Below are 23,102 nucleotides of genomic sequence, written 5' to 3'. Positions count from 1 at the left end.
CTTCGACGCGCTGTTTTACGGATGTGGGAGAAATAGAGCGCCTATCCAGCAGCGCGTGCGCGAAAAAAGTCTGCCTGGCGTCGCATAATTGCGACGCCGGTTCTCGCGGCGCATCGGCACGACAGCAGGCTTTCTCTTGCATCGCGTGGCGCCCCGCTGCGTTCATGCAGCCATCCCCTCCCGCTCGAGCCACGCACGGAACAACGCGACCCATTCATCGCCGGACTTTTCGTGCGCAACGTAAGTGCAATAGCTGCGCGACGGCAGGCGCGGAGCCGCGAACGGCGCGACGAGCCGGCCAGCAGCGAGATCGTCGGCCACCAGCGCGGTCGGCCCCATCGCAATGCCGATTCCGTCGATCGCTGCCTGCAAAGTCAGATAGAAATGGTCGAACGTCAAAGCGGCCGCCGGCCTCAGTTCGGCAATCTGCGCGCTCGCCAGCCAGTCGGGCCAAAGCCGCGGAAGACTCGAGGTATGCAGCAACGTGTGGTCTCGCAAGTCGCGAGGCGTGCGCAGCGGCACGCGCTGCAAAAGCGCAGGACTACACACCGGAAGCCGCTCCTCACACAAGAAAGGCCGCATTGAATAGCCGTAGAACGTGTCGGGACCGCCGCGGATGACGACGTCGTAGTCATCGTTCAGACTCTCTAACGGCTCGTTCGACGTTTCCACCTTGACGTGCACGTCGGGGTGCCCGGCGCGGAACGTTGCCAGCCTCGGCACCAGCCAGCGCAACGTAAATGTCGCGGGCGCGTTCACGGACAGCGTGCGGGAGACCGTTCGCGGCACGCCGTATCGCGCGGTTGCCTGCGCGAGCCGTTCGAACAAGGGGCCGATTTCCTCCAGATACGCCTTTGCCGCCGCAGTGAGCGCCACACGCCGGTTGTGCCGTTCAAACAGCGACGCGCCAAGCCACTCCTCCAGCAGGCGTACCTGCTGGCTCACCGCGCCTGGCGTCACGTGCAACTCCGCGGCGGCTTCCTTGAAGCTGCCGAGCCGGCCTGCGGCCTCGAAGGCCCGCAGGGCATTTAGCGGGGGCAACATCGGTTTCATTCGCAATAGTTTATCTAACGTGAACGAGCAATTTATCTGGTTTGCCGGTCCATCACAAGATAGATATCCTGCCAGTGAAAATCACTCATGAAACCCGACCCGCGCACTCATGCTCAGCTATACCGGCGGTATCGTGCTCTTCGCAGCGCTGCTCCACGCAAGCTGGAACGCGATGCTTCACGGCAACCGCGACCGGTTTTTTTCCATGACGTGGATGAGCATCGCCATCGCGGCGGTCGCCACGCTCGTCGTCCTGTCCACGCCCTGGCCGGCTAGCGCCGCCTGGCCGTACATTGCCGCGTCGGGGCTCGTGCATATCTTCTACAACGTGAGCCTCGTGCGGTCGTATCGGCGCAGCGATCTGGCGTTGGCGTATCCGATTGCGCGAGGCTCGTCGCCGCTGCTCGTCACGCTCGGCGCGGCGCTCTTTGCACACGAAGCGATCGGCCTCTTGCACGTACTCGGGATCTTGATGATTTCGGGAGGCATCATCGCGATCGCGCTGCAGGGGCGCCGCGTGCCGCGCGCGGGTGCGCTGGCCGCGTTGACGACCGGCGCGACGATCGCGCTCTATACCGTAATCGACGGCATGGGCGTGCGCTTGTCCGACGGCCAGCCGCTCAGCTACACCGCATGGATGTTCCTGTTCTACTGGGCGATGCCGGTGCTGTTCGTCGCTGCGCGCGGGTTCGCGCCGTTGTGGACGCCGGTGCGTGACGAGCCATTGTCGATCGCCTCGTCGCTGGCCGGCGGCCTCGTGTCCATCGCGGCCTATGGCATCGTGATCTGGGCGCTGCAGTCAGGCGCGATGGGCGCGGTGTCGGCGTTGCGCGAGACCAGCGTGGTGTTCGCGGTGCTGATCGGGCGACTGTTTTTGCGGGAAACGGTGAGCGCAGCGCGCTGGCTCGCCTGCGTGGTCGTCGCGGCCGGTGCGGTTTGTCTTGGGCTTTGACGGGGCCGTGGGCGCGTTATTTTGGGGAAACGCCCCAACGAATCCTGCGCAACCGGAGCGGGCTGGAGCGGGTTACAGGGTAACAAGCGCAATGACCAGTTGATGCGCCATAGCGCTGGCCCGACAACCGTTTGGGTAGACGACTGCGTCCTCCGCGACTACAGAAAGCGATCCCCCGGCTTCGGCACACGCTTCCCCTAACTTGCCCGGATGGCGATGCGTTTCCTGGGTACCTGGGTCCCTGGAATCGTGCATAGCAAGGTGTCCATAGCTTCGGTCGCGTATTCGAGCACAACACGGCCATCGGCTTCCACCACAGGTAGCGGCCGCGCCGAAAAGTCGAGCCAACGCACATCCACACGCCCCTGGAGCGATCTCCGCTTCCGCCTGACATGCTCGTGAAGCGTGTTCCGCTGCGCCGGAGTCAGTCCATATTCGCCCTGCGTGCCAAAGCCGCTTCCACGCGGAATAAACGGAAGAATATTGAGTTGCCGTACGCGCTCGGCTACGCAGAAGTCTGCCATCCAGTCGACCACCCATTCGCCGTCAGCCACGATCGTCGTTTGTATCGCCGTCGGAATTCCCTCATCGAGCAGACGGCGCACATGTCCGATTGCCAGATCGAACGCCGCGCGCCCGACCAGTGCGTCGTGCCGCGCACGATCGCCATGCAGGCTCACCCTGACGCGCGTGCCTGCCATGCGCAAAGCAGGCAACAGCGCCTCAGGCAAGGCGATACCGTTTGTCGTGAGCCTCGAACCCGAGCCGCGCGCAGCGACATGCGCGACCAGTTCCGGCAGCGCCGGATGAATGGTCGGCTCGCCGCCGCAGAAGTGAATAACCCGCACGCCCTGTTCGGCCAGCCAGTCGAGACGCTGCATGAGCACCGATGAAGGCGGATGCGCGCCGTCGGGCGGAGCGAGGCAAAAGCCGCAACGCGCATTGCAGTAGCGCGTGACCCTGAAGCAGATCATGGACGGCAGGTGCAGGTTCATGGCGATGGATCACCGAGGCGGCGCTCAGCGCTCGCGGCTCTCTCTGAGCATGTTGCAAAACAGTGCGCCCTGCTCGAGCGCATCGTCAAGTGCAACATGGCGATGCGGCACGTCGTCAAACCAGCGCTTGGGCATCGCGCTCTTCGTGCTGCGGCGATACTCCCTGCGCAGAAGCATCATGGCCATGGTCTTGATGTCGAGCGCGGAAAAGCTGAAAGGACTTCGCCCCACAAACCGCATCATGTACCAGTACACGAACATAAAATCAAAGGCTGCCGGATATCCGACGAACACGGGTAGCCCCGGTAGCGACTCGAGCCACGCGACATACTCGGTCATCGCTGATTGCGGGGGCTGCTGATTCGTGCGCGATGCTTCCCAGGCCTCGGGATGTTCGCGCCACCACGCGAGCGTGTCGGGATGGCCGCTCGCACCTGGTAGCAATTCGAGGTTGGCAGAAAACGTGCCATGCAGCACCTTGTCGGCGCCGTATGCCGCCGACGCGAAACTCAACATCGAATGCGGCCCGGGAATTGGACCGTCGACCTCGACGTCGGTGCTGACATAGACTTCGGTTCTGGTTTTGCCGCTCATCGGATGCTTGTCTCATTGGTGTCTGCAACATGATCGCGCAACCAGCGCGCGACGGTAGCGCTCCCGCGCTTGGCGAGCGCGGTGTTCCAGTCTTTGCAGCGCGGCGGCGGCAATAAACGTGAGATGCTCGATTGAGCAAGCAACTGCGCATAGCGCGCCGCCTCACGATCGCCTGGCGCGTTCGCGTCGAAGCCCAGCCACACCGCACGCTGTGCGCAGACCTGCGGCAACCACGAAGCCCAGCGGCCGATGGTGGCGACGCTGGGCCATCCGCATGTGGCGAGCGAAAGCGCATCGAAGATGCCTTCGACCAGAATGAGGTGTCTCGCATGCCAGCCTTCGCCGACGTTGGCCACGCCGCCACCGCGACCGACCGTCAGCATCTTGTTTTGGCCGCGCAAGGCCGTAAGATAGCGGCCGTGAACCGCAGTGAGCGCTCCCTCGCAGTCATACAAGCCGATCAGGACCGCGGCGCGGCCGTCCCAGTCGGGATCAAAGCGCATGCCGGCCGCGTCGGCGACGGCGAGCGGAATGCCGCGACGCTCGACGTATGCCTCGCCCGGCGTGGCGGCGAGCGGCGCAGCTCGCGCAATGCGCTCGTCCGGTAAATCACCGGAGCGCGGCATCCGCAGGCTATCGACGAATCCAGACTGGGCCATGTGCGTTGGCGTGCCACTGCCCACGTGCAAACGGCTCCGGCCGCTCTCTTGATTGGGTCGCATACAGCGTTCGACCAAATGCACCACTATGCATTTAACGAATTCCGATACACGTCTTGCGTCTTCATGTATCAGTGTATGCGCACGAGGCTGCTCTTGCCACAAAGCCTTGTCGGATTGACCGCCTCACAGAGGCTGCCAAACATATGTTCGCATCGCCAACAAACGACCGTTCAACTCGCCGCTGGAGACGCGAATCCATCCTGGAGCGAGTCGGACTGGCTCGACAAGGTGCACGGAAGAACACCGATGCCACAGAAGGGCTGCTCCATCGCGGCGATGTGTGCGTCAGCTTGCAGCATGCGGATGATTGCGCCCGAACCCGTTGATCCAGGCGGTGAGGAAATCAACACAGCGCTTGACGCCCTGACCACCTGGCGCGAAATGACTGAACGTTCCAACACCATGCTCGATGAGGAACGCATCACGCTCGAGATGTGGTAGATCCGGCGCGGCGGGCAGCAATAGCGCGCAGAAGTCCGCACGCTGAAGATCGACACGAAGCGAGTCATGGTAGATGTGCGCGGATTCCATCGCTTCGAGCACGTTCTCGCGGTACCTTCGATATTTGGCGTCCAGCACCAGAAATGAACATGCGCCTTCTCCCCTGAGCACAAATACGATGTCAGGAATACGCGAACGCGACAAACTCCACCCCTGCCGGCCGGCCTCCGGGTAGCTCGACCGGAAGTTCGCCTGAAAGTGCGCCTCGAGCAACCTGCCGTCCGCAAGCGTCAACTCATAGGACTCGGCAGCACTCACGATACCTGAGCGCAAGATCCACCATGCAGACTGGCCTACTGATTGCGCGACCCTGCCAAGCAAATGGGCGAAGCACCATGTTTCATACACGCCCCAAGTCGGACTGACATACAGCGGGCTCTGATCGTTCGTGCCATCCACGCCTCGCAGCAAAGCCCGGTTGCCTTGTCGATACGCGCTGCTGTAGAGGGGCTGTGCCGAGATTTGCGTCAGGCTGGCGGCCGACGTTTCCAACCGCGAAGCGCTGGAAAACGGCTCCTGTGCCAATAGCGGCTTCAGTTCTCGTAACAATCCGGAAAGAAAGCGGACTCGTCGTGGCCGTCGAAGCTGTTGCTCTGCTATGTCACCCTCCAGCCGGCTATCCTGCACTGAGTCCAGAAGGTCGGTAATGCGCGTTTCCAGTCGAATGGCGAGCGCTTTCAGTGCGCGATTGGCGGGTGTGTCGAAAGTCTGCACGGCCGTTGGCGTGGCGACCTGCAGAGAATCGAGAGGCGCGGTGTCGACAGCTCGTCTCGCGACGACCGCGGCGATGCGCGGCTCGCGCAGCGCAAGTGGATGAAGACGTTTCGCGCGCGAAAGAGGAATCCGGTGCTCGCCATAAAGTATCGAGCGGTGCGGCATGCGACAAATCGCGCGAAGACTTCGGAGGAAACCGGGCGCATAGCGCTTCAGCCGGGCCAGTAGAACCAGCCGTTCGAATGCATGCGTGCCAAACTCGCTTCCAAATGTCGTCGTGGCACTCGAGATTCCGAGCAGGAGCGCCGCCCGGAACGCGCGAATCTCATCGATCATCGCATCGAACTGCTCATCAATCATCTTGCTGATCGACGGTCCGACAACGGCATGGAAAGCAATTTCATTGTCCTGATCAATCGCCACGACGATTTCGACGCGTCCCGCGAAGAATGTCGGCGTCCACGCGAACCGGCCGTGCTCGTCTTGCCGAACCTCCACGTCATCGATGAACAATCTCGCGTGCCGCGCATTCACAATTTCAATCTGACATGGTTCGCATTCCCGCAGTCCGACGATGAGAGACCCTGCTGCATAGGTCGCCGTGGGCGTCTGGTCGCCAGGCAAAGAAACTTTCAGGAGCACACCGTTGGACTGCGCATCTTCGAAGCTCATCGCCAGAATCTGGCCGTGCCAGTCTCTTTCAGATCGACCAACAGTGCAGCAACCTTGTTCGCACAACGCTTCAGATCCTTCTTGAGCAGCGCCGCTTGCGTCGACGTGAGGGCCTGATGAAATCTCTCGGTGCTCTCGCCTCGCAGCTTTGGCAGGACTCTCGCGTAGATGACCGCGTCGAGCGCATCGCGCTCCGCCGCACCGGCCTCGATAGCGAGCTTCATATAACTGAGCACGTCCTCGATGGTGCGCCAGCCAAAGTGCAGCCGGACAGGGGCGAGCGCTTCACTCAGCTCCGCAAGCAGTTCGCGCAAGGAGTTCTGCAAGCCCGAAGACAATTCGAATCGATTCCAGCCCGGAAAGGCATCGACACTGATGTTCCAGAATTCCAGTGTGAATGCACGGTCTAGCACTTTGTCCGATAGGCCATGCGTGGTCTCGTCCATGTTCAGCGTTCCGATAACCGCGAGATTGGCAGGATATTGGATACGTTGCGGCACATCCGTTGCATCCTCAGGCAATTCGTGCAGATCGATCCAACCACGTGTCTCCATGGCGGACAGAAGCGGCGCGAGGTACTGCTCCGGATGCGACAGATTCAATTCGTCGAGTATGACCACATAGGGCCGCTCAGGGTCCTGTGCGGCGCGCAGGAACAGTTCCAGAAAGGGGGCCGAACAGTACTGTTGGCTCAGGGGGCTAACGTAGCCGAAAAGTGGCGTTGGATCGAACCAGCCCGGTTGAACCGGGATGACACGGACGCGCTCCGATTGCGCGTCTTCGCCTCCGCATAGTGCCGCACCATAGTTCAATGCGAGCTGGGTTTTTCCGGAGCCGGAGATTCCAGTTAGTACCGCGAAGTGCCGTACGGGATGAGACCAAAGCCCGACGTGAAGTTGACGAACGAGATCGTTCGGAAACAGAAACTTCCCACCGTTGATCGTTTCCAGCGTCAGTGCGATCTCGGCAAAAGCTGGGACTTTCACTACGGCGCCAGTAGTCTCGAGCATCGGCGTTACCGGCGCTGAAGCGAGCGACAGCGATTCGAGGGGCCAAGTGATCTTGCCAGCCCACACGTTCCCTCGTTCCGTCAGCACACACCTGTTCGAAGCATCCTGCGCGACGACATCGAGGCTGACAAGCCAGGCGATGATCGAGCGCGGCATAAAGTCCGAAGTCCAGCCCGGATTGACGTGCTTGACGGTCTTGACCAGATCCACGAGTGGCAAGGGACCTTCCTGAAGCGCCTTGATAGCATGGTCTATGCCGAGAATACGCGTGAGCAGATGATCGACGAACTCGTCGGGGTCGCGCGTGTCGAGCAGATTGAAACCACGCCGGTTCAGGCGGTATTCGTTCCCCTCACGGACACAAAGATCAAATTCCCGGGTAATCGTGCTGATGGTCGTACTGACGCTGCTTTCCGATAAGTTGGCATTGCTGCGCCTGACTTCGTCGGCCAGTTCCTCTCTGGTCAGGCCGTCCTTCAAGATCTGGACGAATTCGAGCAACGTGCCAAAGTAGCCCTTGAGCGCAGTCAGTCCCTTGCGCCGCAGTGGTGCCGGCAGCGGCCGCAGACTGGTCGAAGTCGGAGTGGAATCTCCCGAAGAAGCATTCGTCTCGGTTTGCGCATCGTCGGCTATGTGTTGATACAAGTACCACGGCAATGACAAGCGCTCGAGATCGCCATCGGTCTTGTTGGGATCGATCGGACCGAGCACTTCGTCTATGCGCCGTCTGATGGTGAGATGCGCGTGAATGGCATGATCGCTCGACGCTCCGCCCATCGAACGATGAAGGACCTTGAGGGCCCCCGTATCCGCGACTGTTGTTAAATGCTGCGGGAAACGTGCGCACAACACTCGATTGAGTTTGAGACGGGCGACGCGACCGCACTTCTCGCCCAAGCGTTGCTCCAGTTCCCCGTACAACGCGGTCAGATGCGTCTCGATCTGAGCGTCGTCCGAGGGGAGCGCAGCGCTGTAGGCGTGGCTGAACCATTCGCGAAACGCTGAATCCTCGAGCGCGGGCCCCACTTTGACACTACCCATGCCCGTCGCCGAAACGGACTCGTCGCTCCAGAGGGCTTCGAGAAAATCTTTATCGGAAAAGTCAGCCGTCGTCGCCGCGGCGACTCTTGCCAGGTGCGCGCGAAGGCGCGGATACCACGCCTTCGCCTCGCTCGCCGACTCCGCCAGCGTTGCGGCAATTGCTTCTGTCAGCGCCTCGTCGGAACTTAGGTCCTGTGTTTTTTCTCTCATATCGAAAGCCTGCAATCTTGCGTTGGGCTGACGTGCTCGAAGGCACCGGGGTCGAAGTGTGCATGCTATCCCGAAGAGGGCGGTCGCGCGCGGCACCTCGCTGTCATATCTACCCTGATACCAGAATCGATGTTGCGGTGATAGGCCGATCAGACGGCAGCCGGTCATGAGCGGTCATCGGAAAGTATTTGCCGAAGCAGTCATTCGGCAGTGTTGACCTGCGCAAACAATAGACGCTAGGATTAACGCTATGCCTATTCTCAGCCACTTCCTCTCTTTGCTGGTTCACGCATGTTGTCAGGACATGCCAGGAGGGCGCTGCGTCTAGCGATCTAGCGACACGTTGAATCAATCGCCTTCTGGCCGCCCGTTGAGAAACCGGCGGCCTTTTGTTTTGTCCCAATCCTTTCTGGACGGAGAATTCGATGCCGCTCGTGCTATATGACACCTGGTCGCGCACGGTGCGCCCGTTCAAATCAATCCATGCCGGCACAGTTGGTATGTATTGCTGCGGCCCCACCGTCTATGACTATGCCCATATCGGCAATCTGAGAACCTATGTGTTCGAGGACCTCCTGCGCCGCACGCTGATTCGCAACGGATATGAGGTTCGGCATGTCGTCAATATCACCGACGTCGGGCATTTGACTTCGGATGCTGACGAAGGCGAAGACAAAATGGAAAAAGGCAGCCGGCGTGCCGGAGAGTCTGCGTGGGTCATCGCGCGGCGCTACACCGACGCCTTCGTCACGGACTGGCGAGCGCTTCACCTGTTGGAGCCGACTGTTTGGTGCCGCGCGACCGATCACATCGCGGAACAGATCGAGTTCATCGGCGAACTCGAACGGGCGGGCTACGTGTATCGGACCGGTGACGGTTTGTATTTCGACACCAGCAAGCAGGACGATTATGGCTTCCTGGCCCGGCTCGATCGCACCGGCCTTCAGGCAGGCAAGCGCGTCGCAGTGGGCAGCAAGAAGAGCAATACGGATTTCGCATTGTGGAAGTTTGCTCCGGCTGGCACCACGCGCCAGATGGAATGGGATAGCCCATGGGGCCGGGGATTTCCAGGCTGGCATATCGAGTGCTCGGCCATGGCGGCGAAATACCTTGGCAACTGGTTCGATCTTCACTGCGGCGGTGAAGACCATATTGCAGTCCATCATAGCAATGAGATTGCGCAGACTCAGGCGGCACGCGGTACGCGGCTCGCGAACTTCTGGATGCACGGACACTTTCTGACGCTTGATGCCAACGCAAAGATGTCCAAGTCGAGCGGCGACTTCATTCGTCTCCAGACCCTGCGTAGCGGCAATATTGATCCGGTCGCGTTTCGTTACCTGTGCCTGACAGCCCACTACCGAAGCAAGCTGCATTTCAGCTGGGCGTCGCTTGATGCGGCGCAGACGGCTTTGAACCGGCTGAGGCACCTCTATTCGAGCTGGCCGGAAGGGGGGCGTGTCGACCCTGACTTCGCCGCACGCTTCGACGCTGAAGTGAACGAAGACCTGAATCTGCCGCGGGCGCTGGCCGTGCTGTGGCAACTCGTCAAGCGTCCTCTGCCCCCCGCGATCTTGCGAGCCACCGTGGACAGCTTCGATTCGGTGCTAGGTCTCGGGCTTCGCAACTGGAAGCCGCTTGTGTCTGATATTCCGGAAGACGTCCGGGCCTTGCTTGGCGAGCGCGAGCAGGCCAGAGCGGTAAGGGACTGGGCAAAATCCGATGCAATGCGGGACGCGTTGAACGCGCGGGGCTGGCGAGTCGAGGACAGCAAAGAAGGGCAGCGCCTAATCGGAATCCCCGCAGACTCGGCAGATATCAGGCACGATTGATGACTGAATTGGCGTCATCTGAGCGTCTGGTCTGCATAGGGATCGGCTGACCGCCTGAGGTCGAACAGAGCCTCCGCTGAAGCCCGCAAAAGAAAACCGCCGCGCAATCGCGCGGCGGCCTCCGCCAAAAACCTGCCAGACGTGGCAACGGCGCAGAAAATCAGCCAAGCCCGCCCATCATCAGGTACTTCGTTTCAAGGTACTCATCGAGCCCGTACTTCGAGCCTTCGCGCCCGAGCCCCGACTCCTTCACGCCGCCAAACGGCGCGACTTCCGTCGAGAGAATGCCTTCGTTGATGCCCACCATGCCGCTTTCCAGCGCGCCCGCGACGCGCCACACGCGCCCAATATCGCGCGCATAGAAGTACGCGGAAAGCCCGAACTCCGTATCGTTCGCCGCCTGGATCGCTTCCTCTTCGGTCTCGAAGCGGAACACCGCCGCCACGGGCCCGAACGTCTCCTCATGCGCGAGCATCATGCCGCCGTGCGCGCCCGTAATGACCGTGGGCTCGTAAAACGTGCCGCCCAGCGCATGCGCGCGGCCGCCGCACACAATGGCGCCGCCCTTCTCGAGCGCGTCGCTCACGTGCGCCTCGACCTTGCGCAGCGCGGCGCCGTTGATGAGCGGCCCTTGTGTGGCGCCGGGCTCCATGCCGCCCGCCACACGCAGCGCGCGCACCGCCTTCACGAGTTTCTCGACAAACGCGTCGTGCACGCCGGCCTGCACGTAGAAGCGGTTCACGCATACGCAGGTCTGCCCCGTGTTGCGGAATTTCGAGGCCATCGCGCCTTCCACGGCAGCGTCGAGATCGGCGTCGTCGAATACGATGAAAGGCGCATTGCCGCCCAGTTCGAGCGAGACCTTCTTCACCGTATCGGCGGCGGCGCGCATGAGCAGCTTGCCCACGCGCGTCGACCCCGTGAACGAGATCTTGCGCACGGCCTTCGAGGCCATGAGCGTGTCGCCAATGGCCGGTGCATCGCCCGACACGACGTTGAACACACCGCGCGGAATGCCCGCCTCGAGCGCCAGTTCGGCGAGCGCGAACGCCGAAAGCGGCGTCTCCTCCGAAGGCTTGAGCACCATCGTGCAACCTGCAGCGAGCGCGGGGCCAGCCTTGCGCGTGACCATCGCGAGCGGGAAATTCCACGGCGTGATCGCACCGACCACACCCACGGCCTCCTTCGTCACGACGATGCGCGCGCCCTTCTTCGGCGCGGGAATCACATCGCCGTAGGCACGGCGCGCTTCCTCCGCGAACCACGTGAGAAAGCTCGCCGCGTAGGCCACTTCACCCAGCGCTTCCGCATAGGGCTTGCCCTGCTCGGCCGTCATGATGCGCGCGAGGTCTTCGCGATGCACCTGCATCAGCTCGCCCCAGCGGCGCACCTTCGCGCTGCGCTCCGCCGCCGTGGCGTCGCGCCATGCGGGGAACGCGTGCGAAGCCGCCGCCACGGCCTGCAGCGCTTCGCGCGCACCGGCGCGGGCCACTTGCGCGAGCGGTGCGCCCGTTGCCGGGTCGACGACCGGATAGGTCGCTTCGCTTGCGACCCACTCGCCGTCGATGAAGCTCGACGTGCGCCACAGGCGCGTTTCCTTGAGGCCTTGGATCATGCTGCGATCTCCAGGCGTCGCGCCGCGCGCGGCACGCGCGGAATGCGCGCGCTCACGTAGTCGTTGATCACGTCGCACGGCGTATAGTTGCGCTCGAGTTCGTAAAGCTCGTCGGCGCTCAGTTGCGTGTCGAGCGCGGCGAGCGCGCTCTCGAACTGCGCGACGGTGTCCGCGCCCACGAGCATCGACGAAATACCCGCGCGCCCCAGCACCCACGCCTGCGCGATCTGCGCGCTCGACACGCCGCGCGCCGAAGCGACCTCCGCCACCGAACGCGCGATATTGCGCGAGGCTTCGTCGTCGTACATTTGCACGGTGAAGAAGTCGGTCTGGTTGCGCACCGACTTCGCGTCGCCGGAAAGCAGGCCGCGTGCGAGCGGGCTGAACACCGAAACGCCTACGCCCTGGTCCTGGCAGAACGGAATCATCTCGCGCTCTTCTTCGCGATACGCGCAGTTCAGCTGCAACTGCATATTGATTGGTCGTGCGAAGTTATAGCGCTCGCACGCCTGCAGAATCTTGGCGAACTGCCACGTGAACATCGTCGAAACGCCGATATAGCGCGCCTTGCCCGCGCGCACGATGTCGTTGAGCGCATCCATGGTTTCCTCGACAGGCGTGTTCACGTCGAAGTAATGCAGCATGTAGATGTCAACGTAGTCGGTTTGCAGCCGGCGCAGCGACCCGTCTATGCCTTCCATGATGTGCTTGCGCGAATGCCCCTGGTTATTCACGCCATTGCCGATCGGATAGCCGACCTTGGTCGTAAGCACGAGTTCGTCGCGCTTCGCGAGGCGCCGCACGATGCGCCCCACCACTTCCTCGCCCACGCCCGTCGAATAAAAGTCCGCGAGGTCGATGAAGTTCACGCCCGCTTCGAGCGCGCGGCGCACGATCGGCTCGCTCTGCTCTTCGTTGTAAATCCACGGCTTCCAGTCGGGCGTGCCCATGTTCATCGTGCCGAGGCACAGGCGCGACACCTTCAGGCCGGAGCGGCCAAGTTGCACGTATTGCATCGTAGTCACCTGTAACGATTTGCGCGGCTCAGGCCGCCTTGGCCTTCGGCGTGTAGAACGGATTGCTGATCTGATCCTTGATCTTCGCAATGTCGTCGAGCTTGGGCAGGCCGTTCATCGCGGCGCGGATGGCTGTTTTGCAGGCCACGTAGTTGTTCTCGTACACGGCGTCGAGGTCGTCGCACGACCAGTTCACCCAGTTCGCCGTGACGACGCACCATTCGTTCTCCGCTTGCGGCGGCAGCGTGCCGTCGAGCATCGCTTCCGTCACGGCCTTCGCAATGGCCGCTTGCGACGCGCCCCACGTGGCGTTGCCGTGCAGGTCGCCGCGAATGTCGGCCTTGTTCACGTAGAGCGTGGCGGGCTTGACCGGCACGTTGGGCTGCGCCACCACCATGAACGGCACGTGGCCTTGCGAAGGCGACGACAAGCTGTTCGTAAACGCCTGCCCCACGGGGCCGTTGCGCGGGCCGATCATGATGTTGATGTGAGCAGCGTTTACGCCTGGTCCAGCGAAACCTTCGCCGATATAGACTTGCAGGTCTTTCATGTTTGACTCCGTCTCCTGTGTCGTGAGTTCGAATTGGCCAGACGCATTCCAGCACACGCCGCAAGCGCTCAAAAGCTATGAAATCTCATGGGGGCATGACGCGCAGTCATCGCTCGTACCTGAGTCATTCGCGCGCTGAAAGTGGCATGAGATCAGGTAATGCATCGATGACTATTCGTGGCTTTCGCAACCCGAAATGCCACGGCTAGACTCTGGTCGGATCGATTCGAAAAGCACGGCCCATCGTGCCTATAAAACTGGAGACGACATGAGACGTATCACGCTGGCAGGCGTACGTATTGCCGCCGCCCTCGCGCTGACCAGCGCGGCCACGAGCAGCTTTGCCGCCCCCGGCTGGTGCGAGGCAGGCAAAACCGTGAAGCTCGCGCAAATCACCTGGGAAAGCGGCGCACTGATGACCGAAATGGTGCGCACGGTGCTGGAGAAGGGTTACGGCTGCAAGACCGAAGTCGTGCCCGGCGCCACGGCCGCCACCGAAACGGCGCTCACGAAAAACGACCTGCAGGTGTGGGCCGAGCACTGGACCGGCCGCAGCCCCATCGTCGCGCGCGGTTTGCAGGACGGCAGCGTGAAGCTCGTGGGCGAACTGATTCCCGGCGGCGACAAGGAAGGCTGGTACGTCCCCGACTACGTGATCAACGGCGACCCGAAGCGCGGCATCAAGCCCATGGCGCCGCAACTGCGCTCCGTCGCGCAACTGCCGCAGTACAAATCCCTCTTCACCGACGACGAAGAACCCGGCAAGGGCCGCTTCTACAACTGCCCGGCGGGCTGGGACTGCGAGCGCTTCAACAATCGCCTGCTCACGGCCTACAAGCTCGGCGACGACTACACGAACTTCCGCCCCGGCACCGGCGGCGCGCTCGACGCGGCCATCGCCTCCGCCTACGAGCGCGGCAAGCCCATTCTCTTCTACTACTGGCAGCCCGCCGGCCTGATGGCGAAGTACCGCTTCGTGCAACTGGAGAGTGCGCCGTATTCCGACGCCTGCTGGAACACCATCGCCGACCCGAAGGGCACGCCGTGCGCTTCCGCATTCAAGGTGTCGCATCTGAAGGTCGCGGTCTCCACCCCGTTCTACGATGCGCAGCCCGACGCGGTGGCGTTCTTCGGCAAGGTCAGCTTGCCGCTCGCGCTCGACGAGCAACTGGTCCAGCAAATGCACGACAAGAAGCTCGACGCCTCCACGGTCGCGCGCACGTTCTTCGAGCAGCATCCGGAAATCTGGAAGCAATGGGTCACGCCGGAAGTCGCGGCGCGCGTGCAGGCCGGCCTGCGCACGTAAGCCACGATACCGACCGCAAGACGGCACGCATCACATGACACACGCAGAATGAGGCTCACCATGGGATCTCCCTTTCTTCACCTCTCGATCGCCGACTGGGTCAACGACCAGGTCGCCGCGTTCGTCCAGCGCTACGGCGACGCGTTCCACAACTTCAGCGTGCTCATGCTGCGCGACATACTCGTGCCGCTCGAAAGCCTGTTGCGCGCCACGCCGCCTGTCGTCGTGCTCGCCGCAGTGGGCCTGCTCGGCTGGCATGCGTCGCGGCGCGTTGGCGTGGCGCTGCTGTTTGTCGTCCTGCTCTGGCTGATCGGCTGCTTCGGGCTGTGGGACAAGCTCATGCAGACCTTCGCGCTGATGGTGGTCGCCACGCTCATCTCGGTCATGCTCGGCGTGCCGCTCGGCATTCTCGCGGCTTCGAGCAGCGGGCTGCGCCGCGTGCTGCTGCCGGTGCTCGACGTGATGCAAACGCTGCCGAGCTTCGTGTACCTCATCCCGGTGCTCATGCTGTTCGGCCTCGGCAAGGTGCCCGCCATTCTCGCCACGGTCGTCTATGCGCTGCCGCCGCTCATTCGCTTGACCGATCTCGGCATTCGCCACGTGGATGGGGAAATCGTCGAGGCCGCGCGCGCGTTCGGCACCACGCGCATGCAATTGCTGTTTGGCGTGCAGTTGCCGCTCGCGCGGCCCAGCATCATGGCCGGTATCAACCAGACCACGATGATGGCGCTTTCCATGGTCGTGATCGCCTCGATGATCGGTTCGCGCGGTCTTGGCGAAGACGTGCTCGCGGGCATTCAAACGCTCGATGTGGGCAAGGGCACGCAGGCGGGCGTCGCGATCGTGATTCTCGCGATCGTGATCGACCGCATCAGCCAGGGCTATGGCCAGGGCCGGCGCACACGCGGCCTCGCGCGCAAGCAGAAGCAGCCCTCGCGCATTCCGTTTCGCCGCGTTCGGGAGCAGGAAAGCGACAGCGCGCAAGCAGCCAAGGCCAGCGACCTGGCGAGCCAGCCGGCCAAATAACGAACGCGAAGGCACAAGCGCCGGCACAATGGAAGCGATCCGGCCGGCGCATCCCGCATACGCAATGAGCATGGAATGAGGTAACGATCATGAGCGGCATCGAAGTCAAGAATGTCTACAAGATCTTCGGCACGCGCGACGCAAGCCAGCGCGCGCTCGACCTGCTGCGCGGCGGCGCGGGCAAGGCCGAGGTCCTCGAAAAGACGCGCTGCAACGTGGGCCTGAACGACGTGAGCCTGTCGATCGGCTCTGGCCAGATCTTCGTGATCATGGGCCTTTCGGGCTCGGGCAAGTCCACGCTGGTGCGCCACTTCAACCGGCTCATCGAGCCGACCGTGGGCGAGATCCTGATCGACGGCAAGGACGTGCTCAAACTCTCCGACAACGGCCTGCGCGATCTGCGCCGTTACGGCGTGAGCATGGTGTTCCAGAGCTTCGGACTCCTGCCTCACCAGACGGTGCTCAACAATGCCGCGTATGCGCTCGCCACGCGCGGCGAAAAGAAGGCAGCAGCGCAGGCAAGCGCCCGCGAATGGCTCGGCAAGGTCGGTCTTTCGGGTTATGCCGACCACTACCCCGACGAGCTTTCTGGCGGCATGCGCCAGCGCGTGGGCCTCGCCCGCGCACTCGCCGCGAACACCGACGTGCTGCTCATGGACGAAGCGTTCTCGGCGCTCGACCCGCTCATCCGCACCGAGATGCAGGATCAGCTGCTCGAACTCCAGGCCACGCTCAAGAAAACGATCGTGTTCATCACGCACGATCTCGACGAAGCGCTGCGCATTGGCAACCAGATCGCCATTCTGCGCGACGGGCGCCTCATCCAGTGCGGCACCCCCGACGACATCCTGCATCGCCCCGCCGACGACTACGTGCGGCGCTTCGTCGAGCGCCGCGCCGGGACCACGCACTAAGCCGTAGATGCGGGCGCTCATCGGCCTGCTGGGCGGCTATACGATCCTCGTTTGCGGGAACAGCCTTCTCACGACGCTGATCTCGCTGCGCATGCTGCACGGCGAGCAAACCGCGCTCGCCGTCGGCCTCGTGCAATCGTGCTACTACGTCGGCTTTATCGTCGGCGCGCTGGGGCTTGGGCCCATCGTCGGGCGCATCGGACCGCAGCGCGCCTTCATCGGCTTCGGCGCGCTCGCCGCGCTGGCGGCGCTCGGCTATCTCTCCTTCGATTCCCCTGACGTTTGGGCCGTGCTGCGGCTCATTACCGGCTTCAGCATGGTGGGCGTGTTCACGTCGATCGAAAGCGGCGTGAACGGCGCCGTGCCGAACGAGCGGCGCGGGCGCGCGTTCGCGCTCTATCTCGTGCTCACGTATCTCGGTGTGAGCGCCGGGCAGTTCCTGCTGGGGCTCGGCGCGCCCGGCGGCATTTTCGAGCACGCGCTGGTGAACGGCCTGTTCGTGGTCGCGCTCATTCCCGTGGCGTTGATCGGCGAATGGCAATCGGCCGAAGGCACCCTGCCCGCGGCCGCAGCCAGGCCGCCGGACTCCGCGCTCGCCACGCCCAAGCGCCCCACGCTGCTGCTCGACGGCCTGCGCGAGTTGCATCGCGCCGCGCCGCGCAGCGTGCCGGCCTGCATTGGCGCGGGGCTGCTTTCCAGTGCGTTCTATGCGCTCACGCCGGTGTATCTCGCGCGCATCGGCTATCCGCCTGGCAGTATTTCGCGCGCCATGGGTGTCGTGCTGATCGGCGCCCTGCTTTCGCAGTGGCCCGTGGGACGGCTCTCCGACCGCCTCGGGCGGCGCGCCACGCTCGGCGTGATCTCGCTCGTCTCCGCGTGCGCGGCCGCGGCGCTCGCCGTCCTGCGCGCGCCGGCTTTCGTCGATACGCTGCTCTTTCTCTATGTCGCGCTCACCTTCACGCTGTACGGCGTGATCGTCTCCGACGTGAACGACCGCGTCGATCAGGCGCGGCGCGTGCAAACGAGCGCGACGCTGCTGCTCGTCTTCTCGCTCGGCGGCGCGGCCGGTCCGACCGTCGCTTCGTTGTTCATGCGTCTTTTGGGGGCGGGCGGGCTTTACGTGTTCGCGCTCGTCGTCACGCTTGCGCTGGCCGCACTCTCACGCGCGCGGGGCGCCTGATTGGCGGTGCGGGCCGGTATACTGCGTCGTTTGCATGAGGCGTCATTTCGAGATGGCGCCTGGAGCGAGGAGACGACCTTGAAGCGAAAGATGCCGGCGCTGAACGCCCTGAAGGCGTTCGAGGCGGCAGGCACGAGCGGCAGCTTCACCCGCGCCGCCGAGCAGCTGAACGTGACGCAGAGCGCGGTGAGCCGCCAGGTGCGCCAGTTGGAGGAACAGCTTGGCGAGGCGCTGCTCGAGCGCCATCACCACCGGCTCGAACTGACCGATGCCGGGCGCGCGCTGCTGCGCACGCTCCAGCAGTCGTTCGACCGCATCGAGTTGACGGTGCGCACGATCCAGCAGAAAAGCGACCTGAACCGCCTGCGCGTGAACGCGCCGCCCACCTTCGCGAGCCGCTGGCTCGTGCCGCGCCTCACGCGGCTGCGCGCGCGCCATCCCGAACTGGAGCTGAGCCTCACCACGCATCTGCAGGACAGTCTGGCCGATTCCACGGCGCTAGACTGCGCGATCCGCTTTGGCGATGGCGAATGGGAAGGCCTCGACAGCTCGCTGCTGATGCACGAGTCGCACATTGCCGTGTGCTCGCCCGCGCTGCTCGCTCATGGGCCCGTCGACCTCACGCAGCAAACTTTGTTGCACGTGCTCGCGGGCGACAACCAGCGCTATCTCACGTGGCGGCACTGGCTCGACGCAGCGCGTATCGAGGACGTGGACACCTCGGGCGGCTACGAATTCGACCTGCTCGATCACGCGATCCGCGCGGCCATCGAAGGGCTCGGCGTGACGATGGCCGACCGCCACATGATCGAGCACGAGCTGGCCCAAGGCCTGCTCGCGCCCGTGCGCGACATCCACGTGGACGGCCGCCAGTCATACTGGTTCGTCGTGCGGCCCGAACAAAAGGCTTCGAAGCCGCTCAAGCTTTTCCGGCAGTGGCTTCAGGACGAAATCGCCGCCATGCGCTGACGGCCCTGCGCGACGGCCTTCGCGGCAATCGCCTGATCCGCGTCTTCCAGAATCAGATCCGCGCCCTTTTCCGCGACCATCATCGTGGGCGCGTTCGTGTTGCCCGATGTGATATTTGGAAAGATTGATGCATCGACCACGCGCAAGCCTTCGATGCCATGCACGCGCAGGCGCGCGTCCACGACCGCCGTGCGCGGGTCCGGCCCCATCGCGCAGGTGCCGCACAGGTGATAGATCGAGCCGCTTTGCTCGCGGAAGAACTTGAGCATGCTCGCGTCGTCGGTCACTTCGCCTGCGGGCGTCACCTCGGCAACGGTAATGTCCTGCAACGCGCGCGCCGTCATCAGCTTGCGCACGAGGCGGCTGCCTGCAATCGCCTCGTCGCGGTCCTTCTGCGTCGAGAGGTAGTTGCCGCGAATTTTCGGCGCGTCTTCCACGTTCGCCGAAGCGATCTCCACCGAGCCGCGGCTCGTGGGCCGACACGGATTGAAGCAGACGAGAAAGCCCGAGTATGGCTCCGGCGTGAGCTGCGCCCGATTTGACTTAGGAATCCGATACGACAACGGATTGAAATACAGCTGCATGTTCGGGTGCGCCTCAGCTTCGCTGGTGCGGAAGAAGCCGCCCGACTGGTTCACGCTCATCGAGAACGGTCCCTTGCGCTGGAACACATACTGCAGGCCGAACTTGAGCTTGCCCGCCCAGCTGCTGAACGAGTCGTTGAGCGTCTTCACGCGCGAGCGATAGTAGAAGCTCACACACAGGTGATCCTGCAGGTTCTGCCCCACTGCAGGCAACTCGTGCACCACGTTAATGCCGTGCTTCGCAAGCAGCGCGCGCGGGCCCACGCCCGAAAGCTGCAGCAGCTTCGGCGAATCGACCGCGCCCGCCGCGACGATCACTTCGCGGTTCGCGTGGAACGTGCGCTTTACGCCCTGCTGAACGATCTCCACACCAACCGCGCGTTGCTTGCTCTCGTCGAACAGCACACGCGTGGCGCGCGCATGATGCTCGATCTTCAGGTTCGAGCGGTGCCCCGCGCGATGCAGATACGCCACGCTGCTCGAATCGCGCTTGCCGTCGCGCGTATTCACGTCGTAGATACCCACGCCTTCGAGCCGTGCGCCGTTGAAGTCGTCGTTGCGCTCGTAGCCCAGTTGCGTGCAGCCTTCGACAAACGTGCGGCAGACCGGATGCGCACCGTCCTTCATCGGCGTGATGCGCACCGGGCCGTTCGCGCCGTGCCACGGCGTATCGCCAAGCGGATGCGACTCGAGCTTGCGGAAGTACGGCAGCACTTCCTGGTACGACCAGCCCGCATTGCCCGCAGCAGCCCAGTCATCGTAGTCGCGCGCGGCGCCGCGCACGTAGATCATCGCGTTGATCGCGCCCGAGCCGCCCTGCACCTTGCCGCGCGGCGCATAGATCTGCCGGTTGGCAAGCTCCGGCTCCGGCTCGCTGTAATACATCCAGTTGTACTGCTTGTTGTAGTACAGCTTGGCGAAGCCGATCGGGATCTTGAACCAGAACGAATCGTCAGGTCCGCCCGCTTCGAGCAGCAGCACCGAATGCCGGCCGGAAGCGGAAAGCCGCTCCGCGAGAATGCAGCCCGCCGAACCGGCGCCGACGATGATGTAGTCGTAGTTCATCTGTGTGCTCCGGCAGATCAGCCGCGTGCAGGCGAGGTGTCGCGCACGTCGGCGGGCTGGCTCGCCATCTGCAAATGCAGACGCTTGCCCGTATAGGGCGAGTGCGCACGCACAACGTCCATGTTGAGTTCGACGCCAAGGCCCGGCGCCTTCGACGGAATGATGTAGCCGTCTTCCCACTGAATGGGCTGCTTGAGCACTTGCGCGTGGAAACCGTCCCACGTGCCAATGCTTTCCTGAATCAGGAAGTTCGGCGTGCAGGCCGCCAGTTGGATGCTCGCCGCCGCGCCGATGGGCCCGTTGTACAGATGCGGCGCGATCTGCGCGTAGTGCACCTCAGCCAGCGTGGCGATCTTCTTCGCTTCGAGCAAGCCGCCCACGCGCGCCACGTTCAATTGCAGGATCGACGCGCCGCCCGCCTGCAAGAGCTTGTGGAATTCGTATTTCGTGGTGAGGCGCTCGCCCGTGGCAATGGGAATCGACGTACGCTTCGCAACATTGGCGATGGCCTCTTCCTGCCCCGGCGGCACCGGCTCTTCGAACCACAGCGGGTCGTACTTTTCGAGCCGCTTCGCCAGCCGGATTGCCGAAGAAGGCACCATCTGGCCATGCGTGCCAAACAGCAGGTCGGCCTTGCTGCCAACCGCTTCACGCACCTTGCGGCAGAACGTTTCGCAGCGGTCGAGCACTTCGAGCGAGAGCTGGTGCCCCGAGTAGGCCGTGTACGGACCCGCCGGGTCGAACTTGACCGCGGTGAAGCCACGCTTCACGTTCTCGGCCGCGCATTGTGCAGCGAGGTCCGGGTCGTCGTAATCGTATTCGCCTTTCGCGTTCTTCGGGTACAGGTAGGTGTACGAACGAAGACGCTCGTTCACCATGCCGCCGAGCAGCGCGTGCACGGGCTGGTCCGCCGCCTTGCCGATGATGTCCCAGCACGCCATTTCGAGGCCGCTCACGATGCCCATCATCGTGAGGTCCGGGCGCTGCGTGAAGCCGCTCGAATACGCCTCGCGGAACAGGCGCTCGACACGATGCGGGTCGTGGTCGAGCAGATAGCGCGTGAAGACGTCTTCGATCGCGCGCACCATCACGTCGGGGTGGAACGTGGCGGAGTAGATTTCGCCCACGCCCTCGATGCCGCAATCCGTTTTCAACGTGACGAAGATCCAGTACATGCCGCCGAGATGCGGAGGGGGCACCGCAACGATGTGCGTTTCAATTGCAACGACTTTCATGGTTCAGGCTGTTTCAGGCAGGTTTGGAGTGGGTCATGCGCTTGAGCACGAGCGCAGCGATGCCGCCGAGCGTGCCGATGGCGGCCACATAGGCGAAATAGATCTGGTAGCCGAGCATGCCCGCATAGTGCTCGGTGATATAGCCGTTCACGAGCGGCAGGAAGATGTCCGACGAATAGCCGATCAGCGAAACGAGACCGATGGCGAGGCCCGTTATGCGCATGGGAATGGCGCAGTAGTCGAGCAGCGTCCAGTAGAGGCCGCGAATCGCATACGTCATGAGCCCGATGAACAGCACGACCGCGCCGAGCAGCGCCATGTTGCGCAGCGCAGGCAACAGGATCAGGCCGATCAGCCCCGCGACGGCGAGGAACAGCGCCCAGATCAGCACGCGCAGGTTCGAGAGACGGTCGCCGAGAAAGCCGCCGCCAATGCCGCCGATGGGACGCATCCAGAGTTTCGCGGTGGTCACCATGCCGGCAGCCACGACGCTCATATGCATCTCGCCTTGCTGGAGATACGCGGAAAAGCTGTAGGTCGCCCAGAAGATCTGATAGCCGCAGAACACGACGGCCGCCATGAGCCAGAGTTGGGGAATCGAGGCGAGCGTCGCAAGATCGCGCCAAAGCGAACCCTTGGCATTCGCTTCGTCCGACTTGCTTTCAGCCTGCGCGGGCGCGGGATCCTTGAAGAAGCTCATCAACGCGCCAAGGCCGATACACGTGAACGAATACAGATAGATCACGTGGCGCAGGCCCGTTGCTTCACCGCGTCCCGAACCGGTCGCAGCCGCGAAGAGCGCGAGCGCGGCGGTGGCGAGCAGCGCCTCGACGAGCCCGCGTCCACCGTCGAGCAGTCCGAAGAACCGGCCTTGCTCATTCGCCGCTGCGATCATGCGCACGCGCTTGAGCACCGAGGCCCAGAACGTGAGGCCGGTGGTGATGCCCCAGCAGCAAAAGATCACGAGCAGGACATTGAACGAGGGCGCCGTGGAGTACCAAAGGCCCAACGCCCCGGTGCCGATGAGAGAGAAGCAGATCAACAGACGCGGCGCGACGCGGTCGGCGAGCCAGCCGCTTGGCAGATAGCACACGAAGAACACGATGCCGAGCACCGAGTAGAGATAGCCGAGCTGAGCGTTATCGATATGGAAAACGTCGAGCATCGTGGTCTGATAGACCTGACGCAGATACAGCAGCGGGTAGATGCCGCCCGCGGCAAGCACGAGCAGCAGCAATTGCACGTAGCGCTGCGTGGACCCTGATGCGGCGATCGCGTGCGATGAGGTTTCGGCGCGCGGCAAACCAGCCGCCGAATTGGGCTTTCCGATGGACTTCTGCAAGATT

19 protein-coding genes are annotated in these 23,102 nt (G+C 63.1%); 7 read left to right on the top strand and 12 right to left on the bottom strand.

What is annotated here, in order from left to right:
* Window positions 1-162: 162 nt before the first annotated feature.
* Complete coding sequence (gene gcvA / locus U5A65_RS03955; RefSeq protein ID WP_321945534.1) at window positions 163-1,053, bottom strand: transcriptional regulator GcvA; 891 nt, start codon at window positions 1,051-1,053, stop codon at window positions 163-165.
* Window positions 1,054-1,162: 109 nt separating this feature from the next.
* On the opposite strand from gcvA, the gene U5A65_RS03950 reads away from it, so the two are divergent.
* Entirely contained in the window at window positions 1,163-2,005 is an 843-nt protein-coding gene (locus tag U5A65_RS03950; RefSeq protein ID WP_321908060.1) for a DMT family transporter, read from the top strand.
* 197 nt (window positions 2,006-2,202) lie between these two features.
* Here U5A65_RS03950 and U5A65_RS03945 read toward each other — a convergent pair whose 3' ends face one another.
* The 5 genes from U5A65_RS03945 to U5A65_RS03925 all read right to left on the bottom strand — a co-directional run bounded on the left by U5A65_RS03945 (window position 2,203) and on the right by U5A65_RS03925 (window position 8,464).
* The gene (locus U5A65_RS03945; protein WP_321945884.1) at window positions 2,203-2,979 is read right to left on the bottom strand and encodes a radical SAM protein; all 777 of its coding nucleotides are present in this window, start codon (window positions 2,977-2,979) and stop codon (window positions 2,203-2,205) included.
* 45 nt (window positions 2,980-3,024) lie between these two features.
* Window positions 3,025-3,594, bottom strand: coding sequence for a 3'-5' exoribonuclease (locus U5A65_RS03940; protein ID WP_321908063.1), 570 nt, complete (start codon window positions 3,592-3,594; stop codon window positions 3,025-3,027).
* Window positions 3,591-4,418: a toprim domain-containing protein gene (locus U5A65_RS03935; RefSeq protein WP_321945533.1), complete on the bottom strand. Its 828-nt coding sequence runs from the start codon at window positions 4,416-4,418 to the stop codon at window positions 3,591-3,593. The genes U5A65_RS03940 and U5A65_RS03935 overlap by 4 nt, the downstream gene beginning before the upstream one ends.
* Before the next feature lie 183 nt (window positions 4,419-4,601).
* A complete protein-coding gene (locus tag U5A65_RS03930) occupies window positions 4,602-6,203 on the bottom strand; it encodes a DUF2357 domain-containing protein (protein ID WP_321945532.1) in 1,602 nt (533 codons plus the stop codon).
* Window positions 6,200-8,464 carry a hypothetical protein gene (locus U5A65_RS03925; protein ID WP_321908068.1) on the bottom strand — a complete coding sequence of 755 codons (2,265 nt, stop codon included), beginning with the start codon at window positions 8,462-8,464 and terminating at the stop codon, window positions 6,200-6,202. Before U5A65_RS03925 ends, U5A65_RS03930 begins: the two co-directional genes overlap by 4 nt.
* 425 nt (window positions 8,465-8,889) lie before the next feature.
* On the opposite strand from U5A65_RS03925, the gene cysS reads away from it, so the two are divergent.
* Window positions 8,890-10,296, top strand: coding sequence for a cysteine--tRNA ligase (gene cysS, locus U5A65_RS03920; RefSeq protein ID WP_321908070.1), 1,407 nt, complete (start codon window positions 8,890-8,892; stop codon window positions 10,294-10,296).
* 160 nt (window positions 10,297-10,456) lie between these two features.
* Here the strand turns inward: cysS and U5A65_RS03915 are convergent, their stop codons facing one another.
* Genes U5A65_RS03915 through fae form a run of 3 tightly spaced genes read right to left on the bottom strand, consistent with a single transcriptional unit; the run spans window position 10,457 to window position 13,477 of the window.
* Window positions 10,457-11,911 (bottom strand): NAD-dependent succinate-semialdehyde dehydrogenase, encoded by a 1,455-nt coding sequence (locus U5A65_RS03915; RefSeq protein WP_321945531.1) that lies wholly within the window; start codon window positions 11,909-11,911, stop codon window positions 10,457-10,459.
* Window positions 11,908-12,927, bottom strand: coding sequence for an aldo/keto reductase (locus U5A65_RS03910; RefSeq protein WP_321908075.1), 1,020 nt, complete (start codon window positions 12,925-12,927; stop codon window positions 11,908-11,910). Before U5A65_RS03910 ends, U5A65_RS03915 begins: the two co-directional genes overlap by 4 nt.
* A 28-nt stretch (window positions 12,928-12,955) precedes the next feature.
* Window positions 12,956-13,477: a formaldehyde-activating enzyme gene (gene fae, locus U5A65_RS03905; RefSeq protein ID WP_321945530.1), complete on the bottom strand. Its 522-nt coding sequence runs from the start codon at window positions 13,475-13,477 to the stop codon at window positions 12,956-12,958.
* 268 nt (window positions 13,478-13,745) lie between these two features.
* On the opposite strand from fae, the gene U5A65_RS03900 reads away from it, so the two are divergent.
* From U5A65_RS03900 to U5A65_RS03880, 5 genes are all read left to right on the top strand, one after another.
* The gene (locus tag U5A65_RS03900; protein WP_321908078.1) at window positions 13,746-14,783 is read left to right on the top strand and encodes an ABC transporter substrate-binding protein; all 1,038 of its coding nucleotides are present in this window, start codon (window positions 13,746-13,748) and stop codon (window positions 14,781-14,783) included.
* Between the two features lie 60 nt (window positions 14,784-14,843).
* On the top strand, window positions 14,844-15,809 hold the full coding sequence (locus U5A65_RS03895; protein WP_321945529.1) for a proline/glycine betaine ABC transporter permease: 966 nt from the start codon (window positions 14,844-14,846) through the stop codon (window positions 15,807-15,809).
* Between the two features lie 89 nt (window positions 15,810-15,898).
* Window positions 15,899-16,723: a betaine/proline/choline family ABC transporter ATP-binding protein gene (locus U5A65_RS03890; RefSeq protein WP_321945528.1), complete on the top strand. Its 825-nt coding sequence runs from the start codon at window positions 15,899-15,901 to the stop codon at window positions 16,721-16,723.
* Window positions 16,724-16,730: 7 nt separating this feature from the next.
* Window positions 16,731-17,903: an MFS transporter gene (locus tag U5A65_RS03885; protein ID WP_321945527.1), complete on the top strand. Its 1,173-nt coding sequence runs from the start codon at window positions 16,731-16,733 to the stop codon at window positions 17,901-17,903.
* Window positions 17,904-17,993: 90 nt separating this feature from the next.
* Complete coding sequence (locus tag U5A65_RS03880; protein WP_321908574.1) at window positions 17,994-18,872, top strand: LysR substrate-binding domain-containing protein; 879 nt, start codon at window positions 17,994-17,996, stop codon at window positions 18,870-18,872.
* On the opposite strand, the gene U5A65_RS03875 is transcribed toward U5A65_RS03880, so the two are convergent.
* From U5A65_RS03875 to U5A65_RS03865, 3 genes are read right to left on the bottom strand one after another with little or no spacing between them, the layout of a single operon-like run.
* Entirely contained in the window at window positions 18,845-20,521 is a 1,677-nt protein-coding gene (locus U5A65_RS03875; protein WP_321934657.1) for a choline dehydrogenase, read from the bottom strand. The two genes, U5A65_RS03880 and U5A65_RS03875, sit on opposite strands and share 28 nt — an antisense overlap.
* Before the next feature lie 17 nt (window positions 20,522-20,538).
* Entirely contained in the window at window positions 20,539-21,756 is a 1,218-nt protein-coding gene (locus tag U5A65_RS03870) for a mandelate racemase/muconate lactonizing enzyme family protein (protein ID WP_321945526.1), read from the bottom strand.
* Between the two features lie 13 nt (window positions 21,757-21,769).
* A complete protein-coding gene (locus U5A65_RS03865) occupies window positions 21,770-23,101 on the bottom strand; it encodes an MFS transporter (RefSeq protein WP_415764293.1) in 1,332 nt (443 codons plus the stop codon).
* Window position 23,102: the final 1 nt, after the last annotated feature.

This window comes from Paraburkholderia sp. J10-1 (genome assembly GCF_905220165.1).
Classification (GTDB): domain Bacteria; phylum Pseudomonadota; class Gammaproteobacteria; order Burkholderiales; family Burkholderiaceae; genus Paraburkholderia.
This window is presented reverse-complemented; position numbering and strand designations above follow the sequence as displayed.

What these genes read in the sequence shown, in the direction of transcription:
- U5A65_RS03930 (WP_321945532.1), bottom strand. Translation starts at nt 6,203, where the DNA reads ATGAGCTTCGAAGATGCGCAGTCCAACGGTGTGCTCCTGAAAGTTTCT.
- U5A65_RS03925 (WP_321908068.1), bottom strand. Translation starts at nt 8,464, where the DNA reads ATGAGAGAAAAAACACAGGACCTAAGTTCCGACGAGGCGCTGACAGAA.
- U5A65_RS03875 (WP_321934657.1), bottom strand. Translation starts at nt 20,521, where the DNA reads ATGAACTACGACTACATCATCGTCGGCGCCGGTTCGGCGGGCTGCATT.
- gcvA (WP_321945534.1), bottom strand. Translation starts at nt 1,053, where the DNA reads ATGAAACCGATGTTGCCCCCGCTAAATGCCCTGCGGGCCTTCGAGGCC.
- U5A65_RS03940 (WP_321908063.1), bottom strand. Translation starts at nt 3,594, where the DNA reads ATGAGCGGCAAAACCAGAACCGAAGTCTATGTCAGCACCGACGTCGAG.
- U5A65_RS03870 (WP_321945526.1), bottom strand. Translation starts at nt 21,756, where the DNA reads ATGAAAGTCGTTGCAATTGAAACGCACATCGTTGCGGTGCCCCCTCCG.
- U5A65_RS03945 (WP_321945884.1), bottom strand. Translation starts at nt 2,979, where the DNA reads ATGATCTGCTTCAGGGTCACGCGCTACTGCAATGCGCGTTGCGGCTTT.
- U5A65_RS03950 (WP_321908060.1), top strand. Translation starts at nt 1,163, where the DNA reads ATGCTCAGCTATACCGGCGGTATCGTGCTCTTCGCAGCGCTGCTCCAC.
- U5A65_RS03885 (WP_321945527.1), top strand. Translation starts at nt 16,731, where the DNA reads ATGCGGGCGCTCATCGGCCTGCTGGGCGGCTATACGATCCTCGTTTGC.
- U5A65_RS03910 (WP_321908075.1), bottom strand. Translation starts at nt 12,927, where the DNA reads ATGCAATACGTGCAACTTGGCCGCTCCGGCCTGAAGGTGTCGCGCCTG.
- cysS (WP_321908070.1), top strand. Translation starts at nt 8,890, where the DNA reads ATGCCGCTCGTGCTATATGACACCTGGTCGCGCACGGTGCGCCCGTTC.
- U5A65_RS03895 (WP_321945529.1), top strand. Translation starts at nt 14,844, where the DNA reads ATGGGATCTCCCTTTCTTCACCTCTCGATCGCCGACTGGGTCAACGAC.
- U5A65_RS03915 (WP_321945531.1), bottom strand. Translation starts at nt 11,911, where the DNA reads ATGATCCAAGGCCTCAAGGAAACGCGCCTGTGGCGCACGTCGAGCTTC.
- U5A65_RS03890 (WP_321945528.1), top strand. Translation starts at nt 15,899, where the DNA reads ATGAGCGGCATCGAAGTCAAGAATGTCTACAAGATCTTCGGCACGCGC.
- U5A65_RS03880 (WP_321908574.1), top strand. Translation starts at nt 17,994, where the DNA reads ATGCCGGCGCTGAACGCCCTGAAGGCGTTCGAGGCGGCAGGCACGAGC.
- U5A65_RS03900 (WP_321908078.1), top strand. Translation starts at nt 13,746, where the DNA reads ATGAGACGTATCACGCTGGCAGGCGTACGTATTGCCGCCGCCCTCGCG.
- fae (WP_321945530.1), bottom strand. Translation starts at nt 13,477, where the DNA reads ATGAAAGACCTGCAAGTCTATATCGGCGAAGGTTTCGCTGGACCAGGC.